We start from the raw sequence: 12,142 nt of genomic DNA, 5'->3' as shown, positions 1-12,142 counted from the left end.
TTGATTCCCAGATCCGACAGCTCGCGTCCGTAGCCGGAGCGCTTCACGCCGCCGAACGGCAGCTCTGGCGCGGTATCGGTGAGCCAGTTGATGTATACCATTCCGGTCTCAATCCGCGACGCCATGTTCTTCGCGCGCTCAATATCACGACTGAACACCGCGCCGCCCAGGCCGTAGTGGGAGTCATTCGCCAGCGTGACCGCCTCGTCGTCGTTTTTCACCACATACATCTGCGCCACCGGGCCGAAGAACTCCTCGAAGTACGCGGGGTTATCGCGCGAGATATTCGTCAGGATCGTCGGTTCGAAGAAGCACCCCTCACGCTGCACCGGCTTGCCGCCGTAGTGTAATGTGGCACCGTTTTTCACCGCCTCGTTAACCTGTCTGGTCAGCGTTTCGAGCGCATCTTTAGACGACAGCGGGCCCAGCGTGGTGCTTTCGTCCAGCGGATCGCCAATCTTCACCTGCTTAAATGCCTCGGTGAATTTGCTCAGGAAGGCATCTGCAATTTTCTCGTGCAGGATAAAGCGCTTCGCCGCGGTACAGACCTGCCCGGCGTTGTTGAGCCGCGCATTCACACCGATCTTCACGGCTTTGTCCAGGTCCGCATCATCGAGCACCACGAAGACATCGTTGCCGCCCAGCTCAAGGGTGGATTTCTTGATGTGCTTCGCCGCCTGCGCGGCCACCACGCTGCCGGCTTTTTCGGAACCAGTTAGCGCCGCGCCCTGCACGCGATCGTCGGCGATGATGTTCGCCACCTGATCGGAAGTGATAAACAGGTTGGTCCATGCTCCTTCCGGCGCGCCCGCCTCGCGCACCAGGTGGGCAAAGGCCTCGGCACAGTGCGGCACGATGCTGGCGTGCTTAGCCAGCACAGGGTTACCCGCCGCCAGGTTTGGCGCCAGCACGCGCATCAGCTGGTAGTACGGGAAGTTCCACGGCTCAACGGCCATCAGCACGCCGACAGGGTGATGCTCCACCCACGCTTCCCCAAGCTCAGAATCGTACTTCACCGGGGCCAGGAACTGCTTTGCATTGTCGGCGTAATAGCGGGCAATCTGCGCGCACAGCTTCACCTCACCGCGACTCTGTGCGATGAGCTTACCCATCTCCTGGCTGGCGATTTTCGCCAGCTCCTCGGTGCGCTCGTCGATCAGGTCAGCAAGCTTATGCAGCACCGGCAGGCGCTGGCTGATGTCGCCTTTCGCCCATTCTGAATGGTACAGCGCATCGGCCGCCTTCAGCGCCGCTTCAATATCCGCATCGGTATGGGAGGGGTATTCTTTGATGAGCTGGTTAGTGGCAGGATTTACTGTCTGATAAGCCATGTCGAATCTCCTTGTTTTACCGCTTAGGGTATTAAGGGTAGTCAACATGACTGGTTCTGAAGGTAAAGTTCGGTATATCCGGAGGGTTCTTAATGAAGCGCTGCCCGACAGTTCGCGGCCGTGGTATAAAACCTCCAGAAGGAGCGCCTATGACCGATACCCGACACATCCGCCAGACTTTTCACCGCGTCTCAGGCCTTGAGCGGCGCAGCACGTGGCAGAGCACGCAGGCGTACAAACGTCACTGTAACCCTCAGCTCTCCATCGGCGCGATTGTGGAAGGCCAGACCTGCTGCGTGTGTCATGGCAAAGAGTACATTCTTCACCCCGGGGAGCTCATTGTGATCCCGGCCTCTGCGCCGCACAGCTGCAATCCCGTCGCCGGCAAGCCGCGCAGCTATCACATGCTGTATATCGACACCGATCTGCCAGTGGCATTCCAGGTTATTCGCGACCCTGCGCTCTTTAAGCACTACCTTGCTATTGTGGAGACGATGTCTCCTGCCGCCGTGGAGACGCTGCTTTCTGCCCTTCCCCGCAGTGCGGATAACGCAGATACGCTTCGCTCAACCAGCCAGCAGGTTCAGCAGGCGTTTCTTGCCAACCTGGCCGCACCGCCTTCGCTTGATGAACTCGCCCGACGATTTTCGCTGCGCAAGGAGACGCTGATCCGCACCTTCAGGCAGGACACCGGCCTGACGCCGGGCAGCTTCCTCAATATCTCCCGGGTGGAGTACGCCAAAGCGCGGCTGCACGCCGGGGATAATATTGCTGATGTCGGCTACCAGAGCGGGTTTGCCGATCAGAGCCATTTTCACAAGACCTTTGTCAGCTATACCGCCGCCACGCCGCGCCAGTACGCCACGGGCCGATCAATATCCGACAATAAATAGGTTTTGCGGCCCCGTATTCTGACCTCAGCTTTTCACACTGAGGTTGCTATGGAACTGTTATTCCCTCCCGCTTTTCTCGCCCTGGCACTGGCGCATTTTGTTGCCCTGCTAAGCCCGGGCCCGGATTTCTTCCTGCTGGTGGGCTACGCCGCGCGCTATCAACTGCGCGGCAGCGCGGGGCTGTGCTTCGGCATCGCCGCAGGCAACGGGGTGTACATCCTGCTGGTGATTATCGGCTGGAGCGCGCTGCGCCAGTTTGCGTGGCTGTTTACGTTTATCGAGCTTTGCGGGGCGCTGTACCTGCTGTGGACAGGTTCGCATCTGGTGCGCAGCCGCCCTCAAGTGCTGGCGCTGAATGAAACCCATCAGCGCTTCCCGTCGCTGCGCAAGCAGGTCCTGCTGGGGCTCGGCTCGGCGCTGCTTAACCCGAAGAATGCGCTGTTTTATCTGGCGTTGATGACGGCGCTGCTGGGGCCGGACGTCACGCTGCTTCAGCAGTCGGCCTGCGGTCTCTGGATGGTGATGGTGGTACTGGTATGGGATCTGGCGCTAGTGTCGCTGATGGGGTTGCCCGCGGTGCAACAGAAGCTTAGCCGTTCGCTCTGGTGGATTGAGCGCACGGCAGGGATGGTGCTGATGGGGTTTGGGGGATGGGTGCTGTGGCGGCTGCTGGAAAATGTACTCTGACACAGCAGGCAGCGCTAAAGCTGCCATTTACCTATTTTTTACTTTGGTCGCGCAGCATCGCTTCGCGCAAAATAGCGTTAAGCCTTGTCTGATAACCTTTTCCAGGCCGTTTCAGCCACTCCATCACGTCGGCGTCTATACGTACAGATGCCTGAGTTTTGAGTGGTCGAAAGAATTTCCCGCGCACAGCCGCCGCCCACTGTTCATCATCCGTGGCAGGAATATCGCTGTAATCAATCTCTGCTTCTGGTCTTTCAGCTAATGCTTTGAGCTCAGCCTCACGACGAGCGCTTACGTCGGGCGCAGTACCGCGTTTATGTTTAACGATGCTCATAACGGCTCCTCTCTTTACGGTCCGCCTTTCGTGCGCTAATGATACGGATGACTTCGTCACCACTTTCAAAACGTACCGTGTGTGCGACCATAATGACAATTAGACCATGTACAAGGCCAATGGTCTGCCAACGGAACTCTCCATTTTCATGACGATCCTGCAAAGATAAATGATAAGGATCGTCAAACACCAGAACAGCCTCTTCAAAGCGGATCCCATGCTTAATGAGATTGCTTTTCGCTTTGTTGGTATCCCATTCAAACTCCGTTGGCATAGTGTACCCTTCCTTTATTGTATATACAAAAAAGCATATACAAAACGTTCATAAATTGAACCGGTCGACATCATTCAATTTCACTTTCTGAAGGCGCATTCCAGAAACTGAAATGCGGAGGTCCTTCTCCTGCTTTGCACTTTTCTCCCGTCTCCCTCTATCCTTAACCCATGGAAAAAATAGCTGAACTCAAACGCGCCAAGCTGCTGGCGTTGTCGCTGCTGCTGGTTGCCGCCGCGGCGTTTATCACCACCCTGTTCCTGCCGCAGACCTTCTGGGTGCGCGGCGTGAAGGCCATTGCCGAGGCGGCGATGGTCGGCGCGCTGGCAGACTGGTTTGCCGTGGTCGCACTGTTCCGCCGGGTGCCCATTCCGTTTATTTCGCGCCATACGGCGATCATCCCGCGCAATAAAGATCGGATCGGCGACAATCTTGGCCAGTTCGTGCAGGAGAAGTTTCTGGATACCCAGTCGCTGGTGGCGTTGATTCGCCGCTATGAACCCGCACAGATGATCGGTGCCTGGTTCAGCAAGCCCGACAACGCCCAGCGCGTCGGGCTGCATCTGATGCAGGTGATGAGCGGTTTTCTTGAACTGACCGATGATGGACGCATCCAGCGCCTGCTCAAACGCGCGGTGCATAAGGCCATCGACAAGGTCGACTTCACCGAAACCAGCGCCGTGATGCTGGAGAGCATGACCAAAAACAACCGTCACCAGGTGCTGCTGGATGCCATCATCAACCGCCTGATTACCCTGATTCAGCGGGAAAGCACGCGGGACTTTATTGCCGACCAGATTGTCCACTGGCTGAAGACCGAGCATCCCCGCAAGGCGATGGTGCTGCCCACCGAGTGGCTGGGCGATCAGAGTGCGGAGATGGTGTCGAACGCAGTGAACACGCTGCTGGACGACATCAGCCACGACCGCACGCACCAGATACGCCAGGCGTTCGATCGCGCCACGCTGAAGCTTATCGACAACCTGAAAAACGACCCGGAGATGGCGGCAAAAGCCGACAACATCAAGCACTACCTGAAGAATGACGAGGCGTTTAACCGCTATCTGGGCGAGATGTGGGCCGACCTGCGCCAGTGGCTGAAGGCGGATATGCAGAGTGAGGACTCTCGCGTGAAGCAGCGCATCGCTAACGCCGGGCTGTGGTTTGGCGAAACGCTGACAAACGACGCCAGCCTGCGGGCGTCGCTGAACGAGCATCTGGAGCAGGCCGCGCATCGTCTCGCGCCGGATTTCGCGGCGTTCCTGACCCGCCACATCAGCGACACGGTCAAAAGCTGGGATGCCAAAGACATGTCCCGGCAGATTGAGCTCAACATCGGCAAAGATCTGCAGTTTATCCGTGTCAACGGCACGCTGGTGGGCGGGACGATTGGCCTGATCCTGTTTTTACTCTCGCAACTGCCCGCCGTGCTGGGACATTAATCCGCGTTGGGTGGCGCGATGATATAGCGCGTCGCCTGGAAGCGGTTCAGGATCACATGCACCAGAAACACCATCGTCAGCGTCGCCACCAGCGAAAACGTTACGGAAGTGATGCGATAGAGATCGCTGAACACCAGGTCGCTGTCCGGGTGCATGTTCTGCCCGAACATAATGCCGATGGTGGTGATGCTGGAGAACCCCACGCCGGCCCCGACTTTCTCCATTACGTGCAGGCGCGCGCCAAACGCCAGCCCAAGGCCGATCAGCGGCATCATCAGCAGCATATGGCTACTGTGGTCGTAGAGGATAAGCTGGACGACCAAAATATAGAGGCAACCCAGCACCACGCCGACCACGCGCCAGATGGAGCTCATCACCGCGCCGCGATAGTGCATCGGGAACAGAATCAAAATCCCCGCCATCAGCGCCGAGAGCGAATCGCTTAAATCGCTAATCTGAAAAACAACGAAAATCAGCGTCGCGACGGTACCGGAGAGCAGCGACTCGTGGCGTACGCGGGCGTCGTCTTTCTCGATCAGCGGCGGCGGCTTGCGCGGCTCAACGTCCGGCAGAAGATAGTTCATCAGCGCGCTCAGGCACACCGCCATCACGCTGGCTTCAATGTTGGAAAACAGCAGCGTGTGCCAGTTGGTGGTGGGGTAGCTCATGAAATTGAGCATCACGCTCTGGCACACCACACCCATGGACCCGAACAGAAACAGCGGCCCCTTGCTCATAAAGCGAAAACGCATCACGTACAGGGCAAACACCACCAGCGTCATGATCACCGGCCATTGCGACAGATAGCCGATAATAATCACCATTTCCACGCAGTTCAGCGACGCGCTGAAGATAAACTGCTTCGCCACGTGGCGGTTAAACACCGGGACCAGCGAAAGCAACATGATCGGGTAGACCACGAAAAAGACGCCGTAGCTGGTGTTGTAAAAGCTGGAGATGCTGAGCGCAATCATCCCGGCAAAGACGATGCGCAGGGTCTGGCGAAAGTCATTTGCCGTATAGACGATGTTGCCGTGCGGGGTAAAGACCCGCGCCAGCGTATTAATAGACATAGTGCAGCAGGCTCACCAGGTGGATTTGCATCCCGGAGAAGAAGCGCGCAAACGGCCCTTCGCTGTTGTAAAGCTGCACGGTCGCCCGCGCACCGGTCGGCAGATGCTTCGGCAGCGGCTCATCCAGCGTCACGTGAATGCGCATCCGCTGGGCGTCACGTACCCAGCGGTTAGAGGTTTCCGGCTCGGAAAGCTGGCCATTAACGGCCTCCTGACCGGCGAGGATCCCCGCATCGCTGCTGGTCACGTGGGCGCGGAAAACATGCCCCGGGAAGGCGTCAAACACCACCGCAGCATCGGTGCCCTGATGGGTATGACGCAGGCTTTTTTCACGGAAATCAGCCACGATATCGGTCTGGTTGTTCACCAGCGCCAGCGCGGCCGAGCCGGAGGAGGCATAAAAGCCGGGGCTTAACTGCAGGTTACTGACCGTGCCGTCTGCCTGGGCGTAAACCTTCGTCCAGCCGAGGTTCAGCTCCGCGTCATCGAGCGCGTTACGGTATTTTTGCAGCGTCACGTTGTGCTGCTCATCCCGCTCGCCACGCTGGATGCGCAGGTTCCGGATGTTGGCCTGAATCGTGCTGACGGACTGCTCGCTGCTCTGCCAGGTCGTGCGGACCTTATCCAGATCCGCCTGCGAGACGTTCTGTAACGTACTCAGCTTCTGGTAGCGATCGAAGGTCACTTTGTCGTTACGCGCGATCAGAACCGCGGTCTTCAGGCTGGCCTGCGCGGCGGCGATCTGCGCGTCCAGCTGTTCGTTGGACAGGCGAGCCTGCTCGAGCGCGATTTGCGCTGCTTCCACTTTATTGCGAAACGGTGTGTCGTCGAGTTCAAACAGCAGATCGCCCCGCTTCACCTGGCTGTTGTTGTGCACATGCACGGCCGCCACATAGCCGGACACGCGCGGAGACACCGGCGTCACCACGCGCATCACGGTGGAGTCCGGCGTCAGCGGGATCCAGATATCCGCGACGACAAAGTAGACAAACATCAGCAGGAAAGAGGCAATACTCACCCTTACCCAGCGGGCAAACTTTTGTTCAGGAGTCATTATTTTTCGGTCTTGTTATCTTCTTCGCGGATTGTCCGCAAATTGCAGGCGATTTGATTCAGGGTGGCGCTGAAAATATCGAGATGTTCCGGCGCGATGTTTTGCGATACGCGCGTCTGAAGCGTCTCAATGACCTGGGTGAGCCTTTGAAGGACAGCTTTTCCCTCAGGCGTCAGCGTCAGAAGCCGGATGCGCTTGTCATAAGGCGATGTGGTGCGCAACAGGTAACCCTGCTTTTCCAGCTGTGTCAGAGTGCGCATCAGCGGTGGCAGCTCAATGCCCTGCACCTCCGCAAGCTCACTCACCGAGACGTTATCCCCAAGTTGATGCAGCTGCATCATCACCGTCCAGCTCGACTGGGTTAACCCGGTATCGAGAATGGCGTCGTCGATGACGGCACGCCACTGGCGCACGATCATCGCCATCCGCATGCCCATCGGCCTGCGGCAGAACAGTTCTTCTTCACTCATGGGGAAACCTCTCGAAACACGCAGCCACGATAATAGTTATCAGGGTAAGTATCAAGAAACGAGAGGTAAAAGCGCAGGAATTGCGAAAACGATATTCTCACTCTCCCTATGGGCTGAGGGATCCCCAGAAATAGGGTCATGCCGGATAACGTCTTCTGCCAGCCACATCATTTAACGGCAACGGGACAATAATCCAGACAGGTGAAGACAAAAGCAGGAAGGAACGGAACTTCTAAATAGTGTATTCTTTTTATCAGGTTAAAGGAGACGTGAATGACAGTGAAAAACCAGGAACTGATCGCGGCAGGATTCACCAGTAAGGATATCGAGAGGATCAAACGTCACCAGGCGACTGGGGACTCGCAGGAAAAGGTTCTGAAGGATCTGGCCGGCTATTTCCTGTCGGTAGTCTGGATCACCGGCGGGATGGCCATAGTCACCCTGCTTACCGTGATCTTTGGCAGCCCCAGCCATGTTATCTCCTGTGTGGTTGCCGTCGTCTTTCTGTTGATTGTGCTGCTTCTGGTGATGCCGGTCAGACTTGGCTATAAATCATGGAAGCTGATGAGATCACATATCAGCGACTCCGGTCGTCACGGGTAAGGAGTTCCAGTATCACCTTCGCACTGACCCCCCATCCCAGAACCTTCATCGTCAGTTTGCCCGGAGAAAGGGTTTCCACCATGCGGTAATAGTCTCCGGGAAGATAACGGAAAAGACGCCAGGCCTCAGCTTTCCCAGTCAGACCAAACACACCATAAACGTTGGCTGCAAGCGTGGTTGCATTAAAGATCCCCAGGCCGACATCGCGGCTGAAGCCCATAAATTCCGCTACGGACATGGCGCCGTCCGCCAGGATCCCCTCTGAAGCAGGTTCATTCAGGAACTGACGGGCTGCCTCCCGTGATACCGTATTAAGGGCATCACCGACCAGAACGGCACCGGCAAGCATACCAGCAGGCGTCATCGTTGCGATCATAACACCGCCAAACACAGCCTGAACGCCGGCGAGAACGACCTTAATCCCAGATATGAAGTATCCAACAATTTTATTCTGCTCTGTTACATACTGAATTTCAGTGTAGATTCGGGCATAACCGGTTTTCAACATGCGCGACTGTTCAAGCAGGAACTCATTCTCAGCCCTTAGTTTTTTCAGGCAGGTAATGCATTCTTCATCGCTCTTTGCTCTCCTCGCCGCGTCAAACTGTTGTATGACAACCTGTCTTATTTCATCCACGAATTTCAGACGGGTCAGTGAATCACTGAGGTGCATGGCCGCGACGGTATTTGCAGTATTCACAAGCTTTCGGGCTTCCAGATTGATCATCGTATCAGCCCACTGGCGCCGACTCTGCCCAGGAAAAAGAGCGATATCCATTGCATATTCCTTTTCTGTAGTCAGGACGAATATTCCTTAACCGACCAGCTCAGGTCAGTTTGGGGATAGAGATCTATTGTACAGAAAGCCTGTTTTTGGAACAGGCTTACCTGCAGCAATAGGGGGTACACCAGCCCTGAGGGAGAGGATGGGGATAAGAGCATCAGCCCGCAGCGGAATTTAACTGCTAAAATGTCGGGAAATGGCGGCCTTCCCCGACGCCGTCACCACCACCTCTCTGTACCCCGCCACCCGCTGGATCCAGCCTTTACTTTCCAGATAAACAAGCAGCACCGCGCCGGCCTCACCTCCCAGGTGAAACCGCCGCTCGCTCCAGTCCAGGCAGGCGCAGCAGGCCTTGCGACGGGAATGAGCGCGTAACGGAATGCCAAGCTTCAGAAACTGCTCCCGGCCATACAGCGTCAGCGCGGAACCGTCTGCCTCCAGCCAGCCTTCCTCCTGCATAAAATCATAGATCTGCACCGCCACCGTACCGGCAAGATGGTCGTAGCAGGTTCGGGCTTCACGCAGGGCTTCTGGCGCGGAGGTTTCCGGCGGCGTGATGCGGCTCCAGGAGAGCCCCATCATCTGCTCCACCAGCGCCGCGACGTCGGGTCCGGCAAGGCGATAATAGCGATGCCGCCCTTGCGACAGGCAGGTGATCAGCTTTCCTTCCACCAGCCGGGCGAGATGCCCGCTGGCGGTCGATGGCGCAACCTCTGCCGCCGCGCTCAGTTCGGTGGCGGTCCACGCCCGCCCGTCCATCAGCGCGCAGAGCATTTTCACGCGCGACGGATCGGCCATTGCAGCGGCCACCGCGGCAATGGCCTGCTCCAGCGCCGCGCTGTTATCAGGGGGTAAGCTCGTCTTTAACATGGGTCGCCCAGGGTTCGGTGATCTCTGCGGCCAGCTTATCATCATCCGTCAGCAGAATAAGGTGATTCGCATGGTCGCTGTACTGAGTCAGGATAGACACACCGCCTGCCGCCAGGGCCGCCGCGATCTCGCCCAGCTCTCCGGGGCGCGCCTGCTTGAGCTTTCTGATCACCGGCTTTCGCACCGCCAGTACGGTAAACCCGGCGTCAAGCAGCACGCGTCGCGCTTTCTCCCCATCTTCCACCAGGAAATGGGCTTCCGTACCGAATACGCCACCGCCCTCCAGCCCAACGCCGTTGCGGCCCAGAAGCTGTCCAAAACGCGCCAGTTCACCCGGGATATCACGGAAATTGACATGAACGTCATACATCGGCATGCCCTCCGGTTTCAGAGGTATATTCCCGCACGACCTGCGCCACCCGAATGCGGTAGTACGCAAAAATCGACTCCCGCCCTTCGGCCTGCGCCGCCTGGTGAAAGACGTTCTGCTTCCAGCGGCGGACAGCCTCTTCATCCCGCCACCAGGAAAGAGACAGGATTTTGCCCTCGGTGGTCAGGCTCTGAAAACGTTCGATATCAATAAAGCCGTCAATCTCCGCCAGCAGCGGCTTCAGTTCGGCGGCCAGCTGCAGGTAGCGCGCCTGATGAGCGGGCTCGGCTTTGGCTTCAAAAAGGACTGCGATCATGGTTTTCTCTCCGTTGTGATGTTGGGGAGAGAATGCAGGAGGGAAAAACGCAATGCTTCGGCAAGAAGCGAAATGTTGTGCCGGATGGCGCTGCGCTTATCCGGCCTACGGGCGCATGTAGGCCCGGTAAGCGTAGCGCCACCGGGCGGGTTTTAGCTCACAATCGACCGCGGCTCCATAAACGCCCGGATCCCCCACTCGCCCATCTCGCGCCCTACGCCGGAGTGTTTGAACCCGCCAAACGGCGCTTTCGGCTCATGCGCCAGAGTGTTCACCAGCACGCGGCCGGAGACAATCTGCTGCGCCACGCGATGGGCCCGCTCTTCATCACGGCCCAGCACCATCGCGCTCAGGCCGTACTCGGTATCATTGGCGATGGCGACAGCCTCCGCCTCGTCCTGATAAGGGATCACGCACAGCACCGGGCCAAAAATCTCGTCACGGGCAATGGTCATCCGGTTGTTCACGTTGGCAAACAGCGTCGGACGCACGAACCAGCCGTCCCGCGTCCCGTCCGGCCGCCCTTCGCCGCCCGCCAGCAGGCGTGCCCCCTCTTCGATCCCTTTGCGGATGTACCCCTGTACCCGCTGCCACTGCTTCTCGCTGACCATCGGGCCAACCTCTGTCGCGCTATTGCGCGGGTCGCCGGATTTCACCGCCGCCACGGCCTGCGCCAGCGCGGCTTCCATTTCTGTCTTGCGTGACTGCGGCACCAGAATGCGCGTCCCGGCCACGCACGCCTGCCCGCTGTTCATAAATCCGGCCTGAATCACCAGCGGGACGGCCTGCGCCAGATCCACATCCTCCAGCAGGATCGTCGGCGATTTACCGCCTAACTCCAGCGTCACGCGCTTAAAGCTTTCCGCCGCGTTACGCAGGATCGCCTTGCCGGTAAGGGTCGAACCGGTAAACGAGATCTTCGCTACGTCCGGATGACGGCTGAGGGTTTCGCCCACCGTCTCGCCGCGCCCGGTGACGATATTAAACACCCCCGGCGGCAATTCAGCATCGCGCAGCGCTTCGGTAACGATCTGCGTTTGCAGGGCGCTCATTTCGCTCGGCTTGATCACCGCCGTGCAGCCCGCGGCGAGCGCGGCCGCCAGTTTGCCGCAGATAAACCCCGCATCGCTGTTCCACGGCGTGATCAGCCCGGCCACGCCAAGCGGTGTCATCTGTACCGTTGCGGCACCTGCGGTGCTGACAAACTCAAACGCCTCCAGTGCCGCAATGGCCTGAGCAATCACCTCCGCCGGGTAGCTTGCCATCCACGCCGAGCGCGAAGCCGGCGCGCCGTACTCCTCGACAATGGCGTCCAGCAGCGCATCGTGACGGGCAGCCACGGCGGCGTGCATCCGCTTCAGCGCGTCGATGCGCGTCTGCTTTGTGGTCCGGGACCACGCCGGAAACGCCGCTTTCGCCGCCGCGATAGCGCGTTCGGCGTCAACCTCATCCGCCAGGCGAACCTGACCCATAACCTGCGCCGTTGCCGGGTTGTACAAGTCAAAACGTTCGGTACCGTGCGGGGTAACAAACTCGCCGTTGATAAAGATCTGTTCGATGATGTGCATATCATCCTCCTCAGGTTGTGTGGGTCCAGTCTGGCACGGCTTCTCCGTTGCGATAATCCACGCTATGCTGCAA

The 12,142-nt window shown here is 58.2% G+C and carries 15 protein-coding genes; 4 read left to right on the top strand and 11 right to left on the bottom strand.

What is annotated here, in order from left to right:
- Positions 1 to 1,331: NAD-dependent succinate-semialdehyde dehydrogenase (locus LDK53_RS15405; protein ID WP_225287517.1), on the bottom strand; the 1,331-nt coding region annotated here is incomplete at its 3' end.
- Between the two features lie 149 nt (positions 1,332 to 1,480).
- On the opposite strand from LDK53_RS15405, the gene LDK53_RS15400 reads away from it, so the two are divergent.
- Positions 1,481 to 2,224 (top strand): helix-turn-helix domain-containing protein, encoded by a 744-nt coding sequence (locus LDK53_RS15400; RefSeq protein ID WP_225287516.1) that lies wholly within the window; start codon positions 1,481 to 1,483, stop codon positions 2,222 to 2,224.
- A 48-nt stretch (positions 2,225 to 2,272) separates the two neighbouring features.
- Positions 2,273 to 2,911 (top strand): LysE family translocator, encoded by a 639-nt coding sequence (locus tag LDK53_RS15395; protein WP_225287515.1) that lies wholly within the window; start codon positions 2,273 to 2,275, stop codon positions 2,909 to 2,911.
- Between the two features lie 31 nt (positions 2,912 to 2,942).
- Here LDK53_RS15395 and LDK53_RS15390 read toward each other — a convergent pair whose 3' ends face one another.
- Together LDK53_RS15390 and LDK53_RS15385 are read right to left on the bottom strand one after the other, a co-directional pair.
- Positions 2,943 to 3,245, bottom strand: coding sequence for a BrnA antitoxin family protein (locus LDK53_RS15390; protein ID WP_045286442.1), 303 nt, complete (start codon positions 3,243 to 3,245; stop codon positions 2,943 to 2,945).
- Positions 3,232 to 3,519: a BrnT family toxin gene (locus tag LDK53_RS15385; protein ID WP_045286441.1), complete on the bottom strand. Its 288-nt coding sequence runs from the start codon at positions 3,517 to 3,519 to the stop codon at positions 3,232 to 3,234. Before LDK53_RS15385 ends, LDK53_RS15390 begins: the two co-directional genes overlap by 14 nt.
- A 170-nt stretch (positions 3,520 to 3,689) precedes the next feature.
- On the opposite strand from LDK53_RS15385, the gene LDK53_RS15380 reads away from it, so the two are divergent.
- Entirely contained in the window at positions 3,690 to 4,961 is a 1,272-nt protein-coding gene (locus LDK53_RS15380; protein ID WP_021240620.1) for a DUF445 domain-containing protein, read from the top strand.
- On the opposite strand, the gene LDK53_RS15375 is transcribed toward LDK53_RS15380, so the two are convergent.
- Genes LDK53_RS15375 through LDK53_RS15365 form a run of 3 tightly spaced genes read right to left on the bottom strand, consistent with a single transcriptional unit; the run spans position 4,958 to position 7,558 of the window.
- A complete protein-coding gene (locus LDK53_RS15375; RefSeq protein ID WP_104557347.1) occupies positions 4,958 to 6,034 on the bottom strand; it encodes a DUF2955 domain-containing protein in 1,077 nt (358 codons plus the stop codon). The genes LDK53_RS15380 and LDK53_RS15375 overlap by 4 nt on opposite strands.
- Positions 6,024 to 7,091: an HlyD family secretion protein gene (locus LDK53_RS15370; RefSeq protein ID WP_225287519.1), complete on the bottom strand. Its 1,068-nt coding sequence runs from the start codon at positions 7,089 to 7,091 to the stop codon at positions 6,024 to 6,026. Before LDK53_RS15370 ends, LDK53_RS15375 begins: the two co-directional genes overlap by 11 nt.
- Positions 7,088 to 7,558 carry a MarR family winged helix-turn-helix transcriptional regulator gene (locus LDK53_RS15365; RefSeq protein WP_047957685.1) on the bottom strand — a complete coding sequence of 157 codons (471 nt, stop codon included), beginning with the start codon at positions 7,556 to 7,558 and terminating at the stop codon, positions 7,088 to 7,090. Before LDK53_RS15365 ends, LDK53_RS15370 begins: the two co-directional genes overlap by 4 nt.
- Positions 7,559 to 7,831: 273 nt before the next feature.
- Here LDK53_RS15365 and LDK53_RS15360 point away from each other — a divergent pair, with 273 nt between their 5' ends.
- Complete coding sequence (locus LDK53_RS15360) at positions 7,832 to 8,161, top strand: hypothetical protein (RefSeq protein ID WP_225287514.1); 330 nt, start codon at positions 7,832 to 7,834, stop codon at positions 8,159 to 8,161.
- On the opposite strand, the gene LDK53_RS15355 is transcribed toward LDK53_RS15360, so the two are convergent.
- The 5 genes from LDK53_RS15355 to LDK53_RS15335 form a co-directional block, all read right to left on the bottom strand.
- The gene (locus LDK53_RS15355) at positions 8,136 to 8,939 is read right to left on the bottom strand and encodes a DUF4225 domain-containing protein (protein ID WP_225287513.1); all 804 of its coding nucleotides are present in this window, start codon (positions 8,937 to 8,939) and stop codon (positions 8,136 to 8,138) included. The two genes, LDK53_RS15360 and LDK53_RS15355, sit on opposite strands and share 26 nt — an antisense overlap.
- A gap of 180 nt (positions 8,940 to 9,119) precedes the next feature.
- Entirely contained in the window at positions 9,120 to 9,815 is a 696-nt protein-coding gene (locus LDK53_RS15350) for an ArsR/SmtB family transcription factor (protein WP_225287512.1), read from the bottom strand.
- On the bottom strand, positions 9,790 to 10,185 hold the full coding sequence (locus LDK53_RS15345; RefSeq protein ID WP_225287511.1) for an amino acid-binding protein: 396 nt from the start codon (positions 10,183 to 10,185) through the stop codon (positions 9,790 to 9,792). Before LDK53_RS15345 ends, LDK53_RS15350 begins: the two co-directional genes overlap by 26 nt.
- On the bottom strand, positions 10,178 to 10,501 hold the full coding sequence (locus LDK53_RS15340; protein ID WP_225287510.1) for an antibiotic biosynthesis monooxygenase family protein: 324 nt from the start codon (positions 10,499 to 10,501) through the stop codon (positions 10,178 to 10,180). The genes LDK53_RS15345 and LDK53_RS15340 overlap by 8 nt, the downstream gene beginning before the upstream one ends.
- 152 nt (positions 10,502 to 10,653) lie before the next feature.
- On the bottom strand, positions 10,654 to 12,069 hold the full coding sequence (locus tag LDK53_RS15335) for an aldehyde dehydrogenase family protein (RefSeq protein ID WP_225287509.1): 1,416 nt from the start codon (positions 12,067 to 12,069) through the stop codon (positions 10,654 to 10,656).
- Positions 12,070 to 12,142: the final 73 nt, after the last annotated feature.

It is taken from the genome of Enterobacter sp. K16B (assembly GCF_020216105.1).
Lineage (GTDB): Bacteria > Pseudomonadota > Gammaproteobacteria > Enterobacterales > Enterobacteriaceae > Enterobacter > Enterobacter sichuanensis.
Note: the sequence above shows the minus strand (reverse complement) of the source record. Positions and strands in the feature narration are given on the sequence as shown.